Annotated in this window: 14 protein-coding genes; 9 read left to right on the top strand and 5 right to left on the bottom strand. The window is 61.4% G+C overall.

All coding sequences use genetic code 11. The features are described from left to right. The first annotated feature begins 355 nt into the window (after positions 1-355). Positions 356-1,417 (top strand): EAL domain-containing protein, encoded by a 1,062-nt coding sequence (locus tag VOI22_RS11815; protein WP_323796683.1) that lies wholly within the window; start codon positions 356-358, stop codon positions 1,415-1,417. 21 nt (positions 1,418-1,438) lie between these two features. Here VOI22_RS11815 and VOI22_RS11810 read toward each other — a convergent pair whose 3' ends face one another. Next, positions 1,439-3,736, bottom strand: a complete 2,298-nt coding sequence (locus VOI22_RS11810; RefSeq protein WP_323796682.1) for a heavy metal translocating P-type ATPase — start codon at positions 3,734-3,736, stop codon at positions 1,439-1,441. A 95-nt stretch (positions 3,737-3,831) separates the two neighbouring features. Between VOI22_RS11810 and VOI22_RS11805 the strand changes: the two genes are divergently transcribed. Together VOI22_RS11805 and VOI22_RS11800 are read left to right on the top strand one after the other, a co-directional pair. Further along, the gene (locus tag VOI22_RS11805; protein ID WP_323796681.1) at positions 3,832-4,218 is read left to right on the top strand and encodes a cyclic nucleotide-binding domain-containing protein; all 387 of its coding nucleotides are present in this window, start codon (positions 3,832-3,834) and stop codon (positions 4,216-4,218) included. 61 nt (positions 4,219-4,279) lie between these two features. Beyond that, positions 4,280-5,155: a 3-keto-5-aminohexanoate cleavage protein gene (locus tag VOI22_RS11800; RefSeq protein ID WP_323796680.1), complete on the top strand. Its 876-nt coding sequence runs from the start codon at positions 4,280-4,282 to the stop codon at positions 5,153-5,155. A gap of 158 nt (positions 5,156-5,313) precedes the next feature. On the opposite strand, the gene lepA is transcribed toward VOI22_RS11800, so the two are convergent. From lepA to VOI22_RS11785, 3 genes are all read right to left on the bottom strand, one after another. Next, positions 5,314-7,116 carry a translation elongation factor 4 gene (gene lepA, locus VOI22_RS11795; RefSeq protein ID WP_323796679.1) on the bottom strand — a complete coding sequence of 601 codons (1,803 nt, stop codon included), beginning with the start codon at positions 7,114-7,116 and terminating at the stop codon, positions 5,314-5,316. A gap of 89 nt (positions 7,117-7,205) precedes the next feature. Next, positions 7,206-8,207, bottom strand: coding sequence for a lipid A deacylase LpxR family protein (locus VOI22_RS11790; RefSeq protein ID WP_323796678.1), 1,002 nt, complete (start codon positions 8,205-8,207; stop codon positions 7,206-7,208). A 116-nt stretch (positions 8,208-8,323) separates the two neighbouring features. Beyond that, positions 8,324-9,727, bottom strand: coding sequence for a HAMP domain-containing sensor histidine kinase (locus VOI22_RS11785; RefSeq protein ID WP_323796677.1), 1,404 nt, complete (start codon positions 9,725-9,727; stop codon positions 8,324-8,326). Between the two features lie 231 nt (positions 9,728-9,958). Here VOI22_RS11785 and pcaD point away from each other — a divergent pair, with 231 nt between their 5' ends. Continuing rightward, entirely contained in the window at positions 9,959-10,744 is a 786-nt protein-coding gene (pcaD, locus tag VOI22_RS11780; protein ID WP_323796676.1) for a 3-oxoadipate enol-lactonase, read from the top strand. 63 nt (positions 10,745-10,807) lie between these two features. On the opposite strand, the gene VOI22_RS11775 is transcribed toward pcaD, so the two are convergent. Then, on the bottom strand, positions 10,808-12,010 hold the full coding sequence (locus VOI22_RS11775; RefSeq protein ID WP_323796675.1) for a pyridoxal phosphate-dependent aminotransferase: 1,203 nt from the start codon (positions 12,008-12,010) through the stop codon (positions 10,808-10,810). Between the two features lie 214 nt (positions 12,011-12,224). On the opposite strand from VOI22_RS11775, the gene VOI22_RS11770 reads away from it, so the two are divergent. The 5 genes from VOI22_RS11770 to ppa all read left to right on the top strand — a co-directional run bounded on the left by VOI22_RS11770 (position 12,225) and on the right by ppa (position 15,903). Beyond that, the gene (locus tag VOI22_RS11770) at positions 12,225-12,704 is read left to right on the top strand and encodes a hypothetical protein (protein ID WP_323796674.1); all 480 of its coding nucleotides are present in this window, start codon (positions 12,225-12,227) and stop codon (positions 12,702-12,704) included. A 116-nt stretch (positions 12,705-12,820) separates the two neighbouring features. Then, positions 12,821-14,083: an MFS transporter gene (locus tag VOI22_RS11765; protein ID WP_323796673.1), complete on the top strand. Its 1,263-nt coding sequence runs from the start codon at positions 12,821-12,823 to the stop codon at positions 14,081-14,083. After that, positions 14,073-14,930 carry a metallophosphoesterase gene (locus VOI22_RS11760; protein WP_323796672.1) on the top strand — a complete coding sequence of 286 codons (858 nt, stop codon included), beginning with the start codon at positions 14,073-14,075 and terminating at the stop codon, positions 14,928-14,930. The genes VOI22_RS11765 and VOI22_RS11760 overlap by 11 nt, the downstream gene beginning before the upstream one ends. A 56-nt stretch (positions 14,931-14,986) precedes the next feature. Next, on the top strand, positions 14,987-15,187 hold the full coding sequence (locus VOI22_RS11755) for a hypothetical protein (protein WP_323796671.1): 201 nt from the start codon (positions 14,987-14,989) through the stop codon (positions 15,185-15,187). Positions 15,188-15,369: 182 nt separating this feature from the next. After that, positions 15,370-15,903: an inorganic diphosphatase gene (gene ppa / locus VOI22_RS11750; RefSeq protein ID WP_323796670.1), complete on the top strand. Its 534-nt coding sequence runs from the start codon at positions 15,370-15,372 to the stop codon at positions 15,901-15,903. The last annotated feature ends 133 nt before the right edge of the window (positions 15,904-16,036 follow it).

Below are 16,036 nucleotides of genomic sequence, written 5' to 3'. Positions count from 1 at the left end.
GGGGAGTCCGACGCTCACTCTTCCGTCCCCGGGCGGTTTCTCCGGGCACGCAGGAGAGAGCATCATCTGCCGCACTTATTACAGAATCGCACGATTGTCTCAATGGAATTGTGCAACGCAACATTGCATGCGTGGCTTGCGCGACTCAGGATGCTTTTAACGAACTATCTGAAATTAATGAACTTTAAATTAATAGGGGCCAGTTTGTGTTGCCGGTGGGGTGGGGCGGATTTGCAGTTGCTCACCTTCCGGACCGCTTGCGGGGTGTGGTCAAGCAGCCGTAATGCTCTGGAATTTCCTTTGATCCGGCAGCCCGGACGCGAACGTAAGAGGTCATAAACTTCGGAGCCTGATCATGCGCTGTGTAGAATGCGAACATGTCGACGAGATTGTTTTTGACCGGACCAGGTGTTGGTTTCTGTTGCCGACGTCAGATGCGCGCGACCGCCTGCTCGTTATGTTGCGCCGCAAGGAGATTGAGCCAAACAGCGTAGAGGCGAACTGCATCGAGATAACAGTGCCGGGCTCACGGATGGATGGCGTGTTGACGGCAATCTTCGGGGAACTGAACAAGAAGGAACTGCAGGAAACGCGGGTTCTGACGACGGCTGGCGAAGCACCGACACCTCTGGAAATAGGCCGTGTGATGCCGGCAGACGTGTTCGTCAACCGGGTCAAGGGAGCCTGGCTCGTGGAGGCGCTTGAAGCCGAGAGTTACGACACCTGGTACCAGCCTATTGTTCATGCCGACGCGCAAGCGGATGCGCCGCCATTTGCCCTCGAAGGGCTGTTCCGCATGCGTGACGCGAGCGGCAACAATATCCCGCCGGGTTATGTTTTCCAGCTCGCCGAACATGCGGGGCTGTTGTTCTCGCTTGATATTGCGGCACGTGCGAGCGCCGTTTCGCGTGCGGCCAAGAGTGGGTTCAAGGGCCAGTTGTTCGTGAATTTTAACCCATCGAGCATCTACGATCCGGCCTATTGTCTCAGAACCACGGCATCGACGATATCCGACCTTGGGCTGAAGCCCGGAGATATCACATTTGAGCTGACGGAGACGCACCGTATTCAGGATAAGGATCACCTGAAAGGCATTCTCGCCTTCTACCGGCAGGCTGGCTTCAAGGTTGCTCTGGACGATATCGGGTCAGGCTGGTCCGGTCTCAATCTGCTGCATGAAGTACGGCCGGACTTCGTCAAAATCGACATGGATCTGGTGCGGGACATAGATCGGGATCCGCTGAAGCAGTCGATTGTCGGACATTTGATCTCGATATCCCGAGAGCACAATATCGCTGTCATCGCAGAAGGTATTGAAACCGAGAGCGAAGCCAAGGTCCTGCGCGAAGCGGGCGCGGACTATCTGCAGGGATATCTTTTTGCCCGTCCGGCGCCGATCGAGGAGCTATCCCTGTAGTCCAGGCCAGCAAGGTGCCGTTCATCCTGCTGCGAAATCGAAGATATCCTCTTCCTGCGCATTGTGAATGCGAACCAGGGCGTCGACGGATTCAATGATCCGCTGGGCGTCCCGGATCAGGTAGCGGTCTGCTTCCTCCTCGCCGATGCCGGTCACCAGCCGGTCGAGCAGGCGGCCGAGATGCTGGATTTCCCGGTGGGCCCGGCTCATCGCCGCCAGTCCATGCGCGTTGCCCAGATGAGGAACGAGCTGTGGGTAGACGGTGTCTTCGTCTTCTCGCTCGTGCGGCACGATCTCATCATTGATAATGCGGTTGGCGTCGGCGATATGGGCCACCGCTTCGATGCCCTGTGCGTCGTCCAAGGCATCCGCGTGGGCGCGCAGCTGGTCGAGCCAGCTTTCGACTTCCTCGTGCTCCTTGCGCAACAACCGGGCCGCTTCCTCTGGCAGGCTCGACCGTATACCGAGGCCTGGAGGAACCAGTGCACGAAGCGCATTCAGGATCACGGCGACATCGATCCCTTCCTGCAGAATAGCGCCCGCGACCGGGGTCAGGTGGCCGGCGGCGGCGAAACCCATGGCGATCAGCGACAGCGCCATGCCCGCGATGATGCTTTCGATGGCGATACGCCGCGAGCGTTTGGCAATGGCAATCGCATCCGCAACACGGTCGAGCCGGTCGACCAGCACCACGGCGTCGGCGGCTTCCGAGCTGGCTGTGGCGCCGCGCGCGCCCATGGCGATGCCGATATCGGCGGCGGCAAGGGCCGGCGCATCATTGATGCCGTCGCCGACCATCAGGGTCGGATGGCGCTTTTTCTCAAAATTGACCGCATCAACCTTGTCGGCGGGCACTCGGTTTGCCAGCACAGCGTCGAGGTCGAGTGCGGCGCCGATGGTCTCCGCTGCATCGGCATGGTCTCCGGTCACCATGACGATGCGGCCGATCCCGGCCTCGCGCAGGGCGCGGATGGCGCGAGGCGCTTCCCGGCGGAGCGAGTCACCCAGCAGCAATGCGCCGACTAGCTCACCGTCGATGGTCACGAACACGGACAGGGCCGAGCGCCAGGAGGCACGGCGCCGGGCCCGGTCCACCCAGTTTGCACGCTGATTACCGCCGGTGGTCATAGTGAGGCTTCCGGCGGCTATCCGTCTGCCTTCGACAGTGCCGGCAAGGCCTGCGCCAAGGTCTTCCCGGACATCCGTTGGGGGCACCAACGTCAGGCCGCGGCTTTCGGCGGCAGTGACGATGGCCTGGGCGATGACATGATGGGAAGCCTGTTCGAGACAGGCGGCGAGGCGCAGCACCTCGTTCGGGTCCGCGCCTGGTGCGGTTTCCACCGCGACCAACCGGGCGCCGCCGATGGTGAGCGTTCCGGTCTTGTCGAACAGGATCGTGTATGCCCGGGCCATGGCCTCCAGCGCGGCACCGCCCTTGACCAGCACGCCGCGTCTGGCAGCTTGCGAGACGCCGGAGATGAAAGCGACCGGAGCGGCCAGGATCAACGGGCAGGGCGTGGCCACCACCAGAACGGCAAGACCGCGCACAGGGTCGCCGGAAAGAATCCAGGCGCCGCCTGCAACCACCACGGCCAGTGGCAGCAGCAGGAGGGCAAACCTGTCGGCGAGACGGATGAAGGGCGCTTGCGCGGTTTGCGCCGCCGCGACCATGGCAACGATTCCGGCATAGGTACTCTCACTGGCCGTGGCGGTGGCCTGCAACGTAAAGGGCACGCCTGCATTAATGGCACCGCTGCGCACCGGCTCACCGGCATGGCGCTGTACGGGGATCGGCTCGCCCGTCAGGGCAGCCTCGTCAATTACGACGTTCGACTCGACGCCGGTTTGCATGATCACGCCATCGACCGGAATGATCTCACCGGTGCGGACCAGCAGCCGGTCGCGCTCCGCCACCTGCTCGACGTCTATATCCTCCAGGGTGCCATCGGTATAGCGGTGGGCGATGCGTGGCGCCCTGTCGGTCAGGCTCTTCAGGTTGCGCTCTGCACGGGAGACGGCGAAATCCTCAAGCACGTTTCCGCCGGCATACATCACCGCCACGACGACGCCCGCCAGGGTTTCGCCGAGTGCGAGGGCAGCCGACATGGAGAGCAGCGCGACCGCGTCTACTCCCATGCGCCCGGCCATCAGGTCGCGCACTATGCTTGCCGCGAGGCTGACGACGACAGGCAGGGTTGCTAGGCCCCAGATCCAGGTGGCGGCAACATCTTTGTCGAGCTGCCAGGCGATGAGCCCGGCAATCAGTCCCGCAACGGCGACCCCGATCAGTAACCGGCCTAAAAGACGTGTTGAAATCATGGTTCTCTCTGTCACCCTGTGGGACACGTCATTGCGCTCATGTGACGATCAGCGCTACGCATTTAACGGCATTGCGTATTAATGGGGGCTTACCGATGCAATATAAAGAACCGCCTACACGGCGCTACAGCAAAGGGCAGAAGATCTTTGTCGAGGGCGACGAATCGCGGGAAGCTTTTATCCTGCGCAGCGGATCGGTCGAGGTTTCGATCGGCACGGGCAGCGATCGTAAAGTGCTCGACGTCATCACCGCCAATCAGATGTTCGGGGAGATGGGGCTGATCGGGAATACGGCGCGCACGGCCACGGTCAAGTGTCTCGAGGAAACGGTGGTGACCGTGGTCGACCGAAAACTGATCGAGGCCAAGGTCGATGAGATGGACCCCTACATCCGCTATCTGATGCAATCCCTGATTGACCGGTTGGCCCGGACCTCCAAGAAGGCAGCGAAGATGCGGCCCTGGGAGCTTTTGCCCCGTTAAGAAAGCTGGCCTGTTGCCCGCCGGGTCGTGACGGCCGCGGGACAGCGAAAAAGGATACGCCGTGAGCAAGATCTGGTTGGAAGCCGCCGTCAACGGTCCCTGGACCCGGAAAAACCAACCCGCCATTCCGGTCTCGCCGGAAGAGATTGCCGCTGACTGCATCGCCTGCGCGAAAGCAGGCGCGGCGATCATCCATTTTCACCCCTATGACACCGAAACCGGCTTGCAGGTCGATACCACCGAGGCCTATGCCGAGGTGATCGAACGGGTCCGCGACGTGGATGAGAAAGTGATCATCTATGGCACCCTGCCGATGGCGGGCCTGCCGAACGTCTCCGACACGATGAGCCCGGCGCAACGCTTCGCCCATGTGAAGGGACTGGCCGAACGCGGCCTGATCGAATGGTCCGTGGTTGATCCCGGTAGTACCAACATCACCCACGATGCCTGGATTGCTGAAGGCCGCGAGGGCTTCACCTATCTGAACCCGGAAAGCCATGTCCGTTACGGTCTGGAACTCTGCCGCGAAAAGGGCCTGCACCCGAGCTACGCCATCTACGAGCCCGGCTTCATCCGCCAGGGCGCGGCCCTGCACCGCGCGACACCCGGCTGCCCGACACCGCTCTACCGCTACATGTTCTCCGACCGCCTGACCTTCAGCTTCCCGCCGGAGCTTTATGCGCTGGAGGCCTACAACACGCTGCGCGAGGAAGAGGCGCCCGGCACCCCCTGGATGGTCGCCGGCCTCGCCGTCGACATCCGCCCGCTGATTGCTCCCGCGGTGGAGCGCGGCGGCCATGTCCGGGTCGGGCTGGAGGACCAGCCATTCGGGGTGGAGATAACGAATGCCGCACTGGTCGAGGAAGCGGCGAAGTTAATCGAAGCGGCTGGCGGCACGCTGGCTACGCCGGACGAGGTCCGGGCTGGGTTGAGCTAGACCCGATCACCCTCAGTCGTCATCCCGGCCGAAAAGCCGGGACCTAGGCGATCATGGAGCTGTACCCGCCATCCCCTGGGTCCCGTCTTTCGACGGGATGACGGTTTTTGAGTGGTGGCAGAAGGCGAAGAGCGAAAGGCGTAGGCCCGAAACCCGCCCTAGTTATCGCCCATCTTGAGAGCTTCGATGAAGGCGCTCTGCGGGATGTCGACATTGCCGAACTGACGCATCTTCTTTTTGCCTTCCTTCTGCTTCTCCAGCAGCTTCTTCTTCCGGCTGATGTCGCCGCCATAGCATTTCGCGGTGACGTCCTTGCGCATGGCGCTGACGGTCTCGCGGGCGATGACCTTGCCGCCGATCGCCGCCTGGATGGCGATCTTGAAGAGCTGGCGCGGGATCAGGTCCTTCAGGCGGGCGCACATGGCCCGGCCCCGGAACTCGGCCTGGTTGCGGTGGACGATCATGGAGAGTGCGTCCATAGGCTCCTGGTTCACCAGAACGCTGAGCTTCACCAGATCGCCTTCTTCGTAGCTTTCCAGCGCATAGTCGAAGCTGGCATAGCCGCGCGAGATGCTTTTCAGCCGGTCGTAGAAATCGAACACGACCTCGTTCAGCGGCAGTTTGTAGACCGCCATGGCGCGGCTGCCGACATAGGTCAGCTCGATCTGTTCGCCGCGCCGCTCGGTGCAGAGCGCGAGGACGGGGCCGAGATATTCGTCAGGCACCATGATCGTCGCCTTGATCCACGGCTCCTCGATGCTTTCGATCCGCATCACGTCCGGCATGTCCGCCGGGTTGTGCAGCTCGATCTGCTCGCCCTTGGTCAGGTTGATCCGGTAGACCACGCTCGGCGCGGTGGTGATCAGGTCGAGGTTGAATTCCCGTTCCAGCCGCTCCTGGATGATCTCCAGATGCAGCAGGCCGAGGAAGCCGCAGCGGAAGCCGAAGCCGAGCGCGGCGGAGCTTTCCGCCTCGAAGCTGAAGCTGGCATCGTTCAGGCGGAGTTTTTCCAGGCTGTCGCGCAGGTCGGGATAATCGTTCGCGTCGACCGGGAACAGGCCGCAGAACACCACCGGGATGCTGGGCTTGAAGCCCGGCAGCGGGGTGTCGCAGGGGCGCTTTTCCTCGGTGATTGTGTCACCGACCTGGCAGTCGGCCACGGTCTTGATCGAGGCGCTCATGAAGCCAAGCTCGCCCGGGCCAAGCTCCTTGAATTCGGTCAGCTTTGGCGTGAAGGCGCCGACCTTCTCGACCAGATGCGTGGCACCGGTCTGCATCAGCTTGATCTTCTGGCCCTTCTTAAGCACGCCCTGGCGTACCCGGACCAGTGCCATGACGCCGAGATAGCTGTCGTACCAGCTGTCGACCAGCATGGCCTGCAGCGGCTTCTCGCGGTCGCCCGTCGGGGCCGGCAGGCGCTGTACAAGGGCTTCCAGCACGGCCTTGATGTTCAGGCCGGTCTTGGCCGAGACCTCGATCGCGTCCGAAGTGTCGATACCGATCACGTCCTCGATCTGCTCCTTGACCCGGGGCACGTCGGCGGCGGGCAGGTCGACCTTGTTCAGGACCGGGATGATCTCGTGATCCTGCTCGATGGCCTGATAGACGTTGGCCAGAGTCTGCGCCTCGACACCCTGACTGGCGTCGACCACGAGGATCGAGCCTTCGCAGGCGGCCAGAGAGCGGCTGACCTCGTAGGCGAAGTCGACATGGCCCGGCGTGTCCATCAGGTTGATCTGATAGGTCTCGCCATTGTCGGCGGTGTAGTAAAGCCGAACGGTCTGCGCCTTGATTGTGATACCGCGCTCGCGCTCGATATCCATGCTGTCGAGCACCTGCTCCTTCATCTCCCGGTCGGCGAGGCCGCCGCAGAGTTGAATGAGCCGATCGGCCAGCGTGGACTTGCCGTGGTCGATATGGGCGATGATCGCGAAGTTACGGATATGGCTGAGGTCGGTCATGTAGGGCAAATACCGTCAAAGTTGCTGGCCGGGAAAATAGGGCCGACCGGGCATTGTGGCAATGCGGAAACGGTGGAGGCTGATCTGCTTCAAAAGCTGTAGGTCACGCCGAGGGAGCCGAAACTGGAAAAGTCCTCGTCGTTGCCGAATTCCGGTGTGCGGATAACCTGGGTCAGGGAGACCCGGGCCCGGCCGACATTGAAGACGATTCCATAGGTGAAATCACCGACCATCAGCTTCTTGTCGACCGAGGGGCTGTCCTGAAAGGTATTGCCGTCGAGGAAGATATTGCGGCCGACCATCCGTCCCTCGATCCCGGCAAACAAGTACCAGCCGAAATCGTCACTGGGCGCGAAATAACCCGAGCCCGGCGTGCTCGGCTGGATGCGGGGCGGCCCGTAGTCTCCGGACGGCAGGTCCTTGCCAAAGCGCACCATCATGCCTGCGTTGGCATGGGTGAAGACATTGCCGAGCGCACCGCCGATATAGGGCGAGGCATCGATCTGGTAGCCGTAGGGGGCGCCGAGGAGACGGTCCGCCCATTTATGTTCCGCCGTCAGCAACAGCGCCGGCTCGTTCTTCAGCTGGGAGTCCCAGCCCCGCGGCTCGCGGGTGTCGACCAGGCTGTGCACGAAGCTCTGTACCGGCTCGCCGAGGGCGGCCGGGCCGACAACGCCGAGGCTGAGCTGCAGCGAGGTCACGCTTTTGCCGGTATCCGCGAGCACCCCGACGGCGCCGTAGAGCCAGGCCCCGTAGGGCCGGTCCGCCGGGTCGGGGATCTTCCGCTCGATATCTTGCGGCGTGTAAAGGTTCTGGCCAAGCTGGTAGGTCACCCGGATATCTGCACCCGGATCGATGAAAGGCGCCACCGCGTAACGGACGCCATAGGGCACCCTGTTCAGGGTATCGGTCCATTGCAGGGCCACACCGTTGGTGTAATCGCGGTCCGCGCCGTTAACGAGGTCGTTCTCAACCGTTACGGTGAAGGCGCTGTCGGGAGATTCCGCGCGGGCAAAGTCCGGGGCGGCGCACAGCACGGCAAGGACTGCGGCAGCGGATATGGTCATTGCCGCAAGGCGGGTCATTCTCATGAATTTCTCGGCGCCGATGTTTGCTTGAATCCCGGCGGGATATGGTCTGGCCACGCTGGCGAAACAAGGCAAGGATAGGGCCGCTGCCCGGCGCCCGCAATCCGGAAACGGCGACATTAATGCAGTAACAGCCGCCTCGGGAGGTTGATGGAGACGATCGTTCCGTTCTCCATCTTGTTGTCGATCGAGATTTCTCCCCCGTGCGCCTCCACGAAGCGTTTTGCCAGCGGCAGCGAGAGATCTATACCGCCGCCCACCTGGGTTACAGAGGCGTTGGTGATGTTGAACGGGTTGAAAGCGTCGGCAACCTGGGTGTCCGAGAGCCGTGGGCCGCTATCTTTCACTTCGATGTGGACGGCATCCTCGGGCTTGGGGCCCGCGCTGACATGGACCGAGCCTCTGGTTCCCGTGAATCGCAGCGCGCGGATCAGAATTCCTGACAGCGCCTGTTTCAACAGGTTCTCGTCACCCTCGACAGAACCTGTTCCCTCTTCGAAATACCGGATAATCTCCGCCGGGCTCGACCCGGCTTTCAGGCGCGCGGCATTGATCGCCGTGCTGACCAGTACCTCGACATCCAGTGTTTCCGGATTGAAATCGATTCTGTTGGCCTCGATGCGTGAAAGCTCAAGGACCTGATCGACAAAATCCAGAAGCACGCAGGCGGCTTGATGGATGTCCTTGCCATAGCCGGTGTAGCGCTCAGCCATCTGTTCGGCCGGACTCTGGGCGATGATTTCTGAAAACCCCATGATTGCGTTCAGCGGTGTTCTGAGCTCATGGCTCATATTGGCGAGGAAGGCCGATTTCGCGTTGCTTGCGCTGACCGCCAGCTGGCGCTCTACGCCGAGTTTCTCGTTTGCGATCTCAAGTGCATGCGCCTGTTCCCTGAGGCTCAGGTTAGCTTCGGCGAGTTCTGCTCGCGCCCGAAGCAGTTCGATGACCAAGAGCGACAACCCGATAAGAAAGATCATGATCTGATCCAGGGCCAGGATCAGATTGATGAATTTCGGGTAGAAAAAAAATGGCCACGGAATCAACAGCGCGCTGCGGACAAATAACAGGAGCCCGACAACCTTCCCGCCGCGCCCCCTGCTCTTCAGGAGCATGATTGTGCCACACCCGAACGAGACCAGCCCGACCAACCCCGGTACATACGAGATGCCCAGCACGTTGGCGTAACTATTGATCAGCTGAACGCTGATCCATGCAATAGCTGCGATCCCGAGGATTGGGCGCCAAGGTGTCGCGATCTGGTATCGGGATAAACATCCGGAAAGAAGGAAGACGGAAGAAACAATTCCGCCTCCGGCGCCTAGGATGTCGCGGTATGGGAAGAAATCTAAATATTTACAGACTGTTATGTAGAAAATTACGGCGCCGAGCGTACTGAAGGAAAGTCCGAAATAAAGTACACTGTTAAGCCGGGTGTTCCGCCAGAGTACTAGAAATGCAAACCCGACTGTGAGCGTCGTGAGTGCTGAGTATCCGCTCAGTTGGACATCTAGTGCGATCTGCATTCTTGGGCTTCTTTTATAAAATAATAGTAAAAATGCGGATTTTTGGTTTTCTGACGCTCGCGATCATTAATTATTGGGGGGGGATGCTTCAACAGAAGCAACCATTTTCGTTGGGTTGTCTCACCAAGGTGCTTCCGGTCCGCGAAACCGGGCGGTGGATAATGATCCGGCAGTGCTAATGTCAGGATGTCAGACAAGCCGGGCACCTGCTCGGACATTGGGGAGATAATCATGCCGCATATCGGTGCCAACGGAATCACGCTGCATTACCGGATCGACGGGCCGGAGGACGGGCGGCCGCTGCTGCTGTCCAACTCGCTCGCCTCGAACCTGCATATGTGGGACCCGCAGATCGCGGACCTGACCGCCGCCGGCTTCAGGGTGATCCGTTATGACAGTCGCGGCCACGGCCAGTCGGACGCGCCGGACGGTGCCTATTCCATCGAGACGCTGGCTGAAGACGCAGTCGCTCTGCTCGACGGCCTCGGTATCGAGCGGGCGGATTACTGCGGACTCTCCAAAGGCGGCATGGTCGGCCAGATGCTCGGGGTGCGGCACCGGGGCCGGGTGAAGAAACTGATTCTCGCCGATACCAGTGCGCATATGCCGACGCAGGAAATGTGGGACGGCCGGGTTCGCACGGTAGAGAAGGGCGGGATGGCGGCCGTTGTCGACGCCACCATCGAGCGCTGGTTCACCCCGGCAAGCCAGCAGCGGCTGAAGCAGGATATCGACACGGTCCGGGAGATGATCCTCGGCACTCCGCCACAGGGCTTCATCGGCTGTTGCCGCGCCATTCAGGCGATGGACCAGCGCGAGACCATCGGCGGCATCGATACGCCGACCCTTGTGATCGTCGGCGCCGACGATCCGGCAACCACGCCGGAACATGCCCGCGAGATCCACGGTCTGATCAAGGGCTCTCGCTATGCCGAAATCCCGGAGGCGGCGCATTTCTCGAACTTCGAGCAGCCGGACGCATTCACCAAGGAGATGCTTTCGTTTCTGGGAGCGTAACGCAAAGAAAACACCGCCCGGAGAGTTACGGGCGGTGTTTTTCGTTCAGGTCTCTGAAGTGCGTCAGCGCAGCGCGGCGCAGGCCCGCTGGATGCGCTCGCAGGCGTCTTCGAGGATCTTGTCCGAGGTCGCGTAGGAGATCCGGAAATGCGGGCTGAGGCCGAAAGCCTCGCCATGCACGGCCGCGACGCCTTCCGCTTCCAGCAGATAGGTGCAGAAATCCTCGTCATTCTCGATGGTCTTGCCGTCGGGCGTCTTCTTGCCGATGACGCCGGCGCAGGACGGATAGACGTAGAAGGCGCCGTCCGGGGTCGGGCAGTTCAGGCCGCTGGCCTGGTTCAGCATGGAGACGACGAGATCGCGGCGGGCCTGGAAGGCCTTGTTGTTCTCGGCGATGAAGTCCTGCGGGCCGTCGAGCGCGGCAATCGAGGCAGCCTGGCTGATCGAGGACGGGTTCGAGGTCGACTGGGACTGGATCTTGCGGATCGCGGTGATCAGCTCCACCGGGCCGGCCGCGAAGCCGATACGCCAGCCGGTCATGCAGAAGGCCTTGGACATGCCGTTGACGGTCAGCGTCCGGTCATACAGGCCAGGCTCGATTTCAGCCGGGGTGCAGAACTCGAAATCGTCATAGACCAGCCGCTCGTACATGTCGTCGGTCATGACATAGACATGCGGGTGCTTCATCAGCACGTCCGTGACCTTCTTCATGTCTTCGCGTGTGTATCCGGCGCCGGACGGGTTCGACGGGCTGTTCAGGATGATCCATTTGGTCTTCGGCGTGATCGCCTTTTCCAGATCTTCCGGCTGCAGCTTGAAATCCATCTCCTGCGGGCAGGGGACAATGACCGGCTCGCCTTCGGCAAGCAGCACCATGTCCGGATAGGAGACCCAGTAGGGCGCCGGAATGATGACTTCGTCGCCCGGGTTGAGCGTGGCCATCAGCGCATTGTAAAGCACCTGCTTGCCGCCGGTGCCGACGGTGATCTGGTTGCGCTTGTAGTCGAGATTGTTGTCGCGTTTGAACTTGCGGCAGATCGCGTCCTTCAGCTCGGGCGTGCCGTCCGGGTCCGTGTAGCGGGTGTCGCCGCGCTTCATGGCGTCGATGGCGGCTTCGATGATGTGGGCCGGGGTGTCGAAATCCGGCTCGCCGGCGGAGAGGCCGATGACGTCGCCGCCTGCGGCCTGCAGCTCACGCGCCTTGGCGCTGATGGCGATGGTGGGGGACGGCTTGATGCGCCCGAGACGGTCAGCGATGAAGCTCATTATTTCCTCGGAAAGGCTGGCTGGAAAGACGAGACGCAAAGCCTACGCCCGGCGTCCTGAGCATTCAAGCGCGCGAATGTCCCGATTTTGAAGTGGCTTCGTATTGGAATTCGGCTGGACAGCGACATGCCGGCGGGAGATTTTCGTGAAATCCGGAAAAAATCGGTAAGAGATTCATCGCAATTTAAAGAGTTTAGAGTGTAAGAACAGCATCATGGATCCAATACGCCGCTCAGAACACAAAATCCCCCAAGCTGGCACGCTTGACCGCGATGTCTGGGTGCGGGATCTCGCCCGCTCCATGTGCGATGCGGTTCTCGATGTCGATGAGCTTGAGATGCGGCGGCTGGAGCAGTTCCTCTGCGGCCTGATGCATTACTTGCTGGGCAAGGTGCACGACCGGCCTGAATTCCGGCGCGAGGAAGCTGTCTGGCGCGGCAAGCACGGCTTGCTGCCGCTGATGGGCGGAATGATGGATCGTTACCGGAACATGCCCCGCAAGCCCGGAAGCGAGCCGGTGCGGCAATGGCTGAATGATATGTTCGAGGAAGCGACCGACTCGAAATATAATCCGGTCTGCGTCAAGGCGTTCCGCCTGCTGGCACGGCTCGAGCACGACGATCTGGAAAACATGCTGCACAACGCGTCCTGCGTGGTGCTTCTTTCGCTCGGCCAGAAAATCCCCGTGGACTGACGTCGCTCCGGATTACGCCCGGCAGACCGACGAATAGAGTTGATTCCGAAACCGGGGACGTTTCATTCCGGTTCTAAGTGTTTTCCAAGCCCGGGACATTGGATTACAAACAGATCATGTCCCTCTCAACATCGGCGGCGCGCTTCTGTCAGGCGTTCCGCAACCGCGATTACGCCATTTATTGCGCCGGCAGCTCCCTGACCGTCATCGGTTTGTGGATGCAGCGGATCGCGGTCGGCTGGGTAACCTGGGAGCTGACCGAGAGCGCGAGCTGGCTCGGCGTCATCGCTTTTGCCGAGCTGTTCCCGGTGGTTATCCTGAGTCCGCTTGCAGGCACTTTGGCTGACCGGCTCGACCGGCTGTGGATTGCCCGGGTCGCGCAATGTCTCAACATGGTGCAGGCCACCGCGCTGACGATACTTACCCTGTCGGGCGCACTGACCATCTGGTGGCTGTTTTCGCTCGCGCTGTTTACCGGCATTGTCGTTTCGTTCTGGCAGCCGGCCCGGATGGCAATGATCCCCAATCTGGTCCGGCGCGAGGACATGGCCTCGGCGGTGGCGATCAACTCTGTGATTTTCAACGCCGCCCGCTTTGTCGGCCCGGCCATCGCCGGTGTGGTCATCGTCGGCTATGGCGCGGGCTATGCCTTCCTCGCCAACGCGATCAGCTATCTGCCCTTCATCGTGGCATTGTGGATCATCCAGCCGAATATAAATGGCAGAAAGCCGAAACACGGCGCGGGAATTTTCGCGCAGATGGTCGACGGGTATCGCTACGCCCTGACCCATCCCGGTATCGGGCCCATGCTGATCCTGATGCTGATCACCTGCATCGCCATGCGGCCGGTGTTCGAGCTGTTGCCGGGATTCGCCGCAGAAATCTTTGGTCGGGGCGCGGAGGGGCTTTCCATGATGGCGACGGCCACCGGGATCGGCGCGGTGATCGGGGGGATCTATCTCGGTCAGCGCGGCGGTATGGAGGGGCTGGTGCAGCTCTCCATCGTCAGTGTGGGGGCGATGATCGCGGCATTGCTCGTATTCAGCCTCACGTCGAACTTCTGGGTGGCGCTGATTGCGCTGGCCGTTGCCGGTGGCGCGATGGTGACGCACGGGGCCGGATCGCAGACCCTGATCCAGGCGGCGGTCGACGAGGATATGCGCGGCCGGGTGGTCGCACTCTACGGCATGCTTTTCCGGGGCGGCCCGGCGATCGGAGCCCTGATCATGGGGTGGGTTTCGGATTGGGCCGGATTGCACTGGCCGCTGGTTGCCGGCTGCGCGATTGCATGCCTTGCGTTGCTCTGGGTGGGTGGACGCAGGACGGCCATCCGCGATGCCATGGAGGCACGCCGTTCGGGGAACGAGCATGAAGGCTGAGCCCGGAAATCTTCGGCTCTGGGCCATATCCGATCTGCATCTCGCCGCCGAGGTGAACAGAAACGCGCTCGCCGAAATACCTGACCACGGCGCCGACTGGCTGATCCTGGCCGGAGATATAGCCGAGCGCGAGGAAGTGTTCGTCGATGCGGTTAACCTGCTCGGCACGCGGTTCGGAAAGCTGATCTGGGTGCCTGGAAATCACGATCTCTGGACCGACCAGCGGCCCGGCGGGGTCGCCCGGCGCGGGGACTCGCGCTATCGGCACCTCGTCGAGCTGGCGCGGGCGGCCGGTGTTGTCACACCGGAAGATCCTTATCCCAGATGGCCGGTGGATCTGGATGGAGAGTCGGTCTTCATTGCGCCGCTTTTCCTGCTCTACGATTACAGCTTCCGCCCCGAGGATGTTCCGCTTGCTGACCTGAAGGACTGGGTGCGAGAGAAGCACGCAGTGCCGGTGGATGAAGTGTTGCTCGATCCCGATCCCTTCGATGACCGGCCCGCCTGGTGCGCTGCCCGCTGCGCCGAAACTGAAGCCCGGCTGGCGGCTTTGCCGGAAGGCGCGCGGACCGTGCTGATCAATCACTGGCCGTTGCGCGAGGATCTGATCTGGATACCGCGGGTGCCGAGGTTTGTGCCCTGGTGCGGGACGCGGGCTACGCATGACTGGCACCAGAGGTTTCGTGCCATCGACGTGGTCACCGGCCATCTGCACACCCGCCGGACGGACGTCATCGACGACACCCGGTTTCACGAGGTCTCCCTCGGGTATCCGCGGCAGTGGGACCAATCGCGTGGGATCGCGGATTATCTCCGTGATGTGACGCCGGGAAATGCAAGGGGTTGAAATCGTACCCCCGCATGCGAGGATGTCGAAAATCCACCGGCAAGGGGAACTGATCGATGCGCACTGTTAATCTGACCTTGGAGTTCGAGGCAGCCGAGAGCCTTCTGCAGATTTTGAACGAGGGAAGGATTGCCGGTGACATGCGCGATCATCTCGCGCGACTGGTCGAAAATTCCATTCGTGAAGCCTCCGCGCCAGGTGGCGGCGAGCCCAAGCCGCGCTATGTCGGTGAGCATGGCGAAACCGACAAGAAATAGCGTCTGACTGGCTCGCCATCCGGGTTTTCTCCATAGCTGCGTCCATTCGACACTTGACCTTCGCGCCGCATTGCCGCAAATGCTGCGCCGCAAAAGTTTTCTGTCGCCAATCCGATAAAAGGCGGGAATACCGTGTGCGGGGATCTGCTCGCTAGGTGTCCCGTGCGAATGGAGCAAGACCCTTGGACGTAAGTAAGATCTCGACCGGCCCGAATCCACCACACGAAGTAAATGCCGTTATTGAAATTCCGCAAGGCGGCGTTCCGGTGAAGTACGAGTTGGACAAGGATTCCGGCGCGATGATGGTCGACCGGTTCCTGCACACCGCCATGTTCTATCCGGCGAATTACGGTTTCATTCCGAACACGCTCTCTGACGACGGCGACCCGGCCGACATTCTCGTCATCACCGGCTCCGGCGTTATTCCGGGCGCTGTCATCCCGTGCCGCCCGATCGGGGTCGTGCATCTGGAAGACGAAGCCGGCATGGATGAGAAGATCATCGCGGTGCCGGTCGAGAAGCTGCACCCCTATTATGCCGGGGTGAAGAGCTACCGGGATATGCCGGAAATCCTGATCCAGCAGATCGTCCACTTCTTCGAGCACTACAAGGACCTCGAACAGGACAAGTGGGTGAAGTTCATCGAAATGGGCGACGCTGAATCTGCCCGGACCACGATCCTCGAATCGATCGAGCGGGCGAAAGTCGCGAAGTAACGCGCCGCCCCAGAAAACGCGATCTGATTACAGCCGCGCCGTCCCGAGAGGGGCGGCGCGGTTTTGTTTGTGCTGGAACCCCCCCGCTGTGACGGGCTATTGAGTCCTGTCGGCGCCTGGTGCGTCGGGGCGA

It is taken from the genome of Nisaea sp., from assembly GCF_034670185.1.
GTDB lineage: Bacteria > Pseudomonadota > Alphaproteobacteria > Thalassobaculales > Thalassobaculaceae > Nisaea.
This window is presented reverse-complemented; position numbering and strand designations above follow the sequence as displayed.

Coding starts and splice junctions, on each gene's coding strand:
- VOI22_RS11815 (WP_323796683.1), top strand. CDS start 356: ATGCGCTGTGTAGAATGCGAACATGTCGACGAGATTGTTTTTGACCGG.
- VOI22_RS11810 (WP_323796682.1), bottom strand. CDS start 3,736: ATGATTTCAACACGTCTTTTAGGCCGGTTACTGATCGGGGTCGCCGTT.
- VOI22_RS11805 (WP_323796681.1), top strand. CDS start 3,832: ATGCAATATAAAGAACCGCCTACACGGCGCTACAGCAAAGGGCAGAAG.
- lepA (WP_323796679.1), bottom strand. CDS start 7,116: ATGACCGACCTCAGCCATATCCGTAACTTCGCGATCATCGCCCATATC.
- VOI22_RS11790 (WP_323796678.1), bottom strand. CDS start 8,207: ATGAGAATGACCCGCCTTGCGGCAATGACCATATCCGCTGCCGCAGTC.
- VOI22_RS11785 (WP_323796677.1), bottom strand. CDS start 9,727: ATGCAGATCGCACTAGATGTCCAACTGAGCGGATACTCAGCACTCACG.
- pcaD (WP_323796676.1), top strand. CDS start 9,959: ATGCCGCATATCGGTGCCAACGGAATCACGCTGCATTACCGGATCGAC.
- VOI22_RS11775 (WP_323796675.1), bottom strand. CDS start 12,010: ATGAGCTTCATCGCTGACCGTCTCGGGCGCATCAAGCCGTCCCCCACC.
- VOI22_RS11770 (WP_323796674.1), top strand. CDS start 12,225: ATGGATCCAATACGCCGCTCAGAACACAAAATCCCCCAAGCTGGCACG.
- VOI22_RS11765 (WP_323796673.1), top strand. CDS start 12,821: ATGTCCCTCTCAACATCGGCGGCGCGCTTCTGTCAGGCGTTCCGCAAC.
- VOI22_RS11760 (WP_323796672.1), top strand. CDS start 14,073: ATGAAGGCTGAGCCCGGAAATCTTCGGCTCTGGGCCATATCCGATCTG.
- VOI22_RS11755 (WP_323796671.1), top strand. CDS start 14,987: ATGCGCACTGTTAATCTGACCTTGGAGTTCGAGGCAGCCGAGAGCCTT.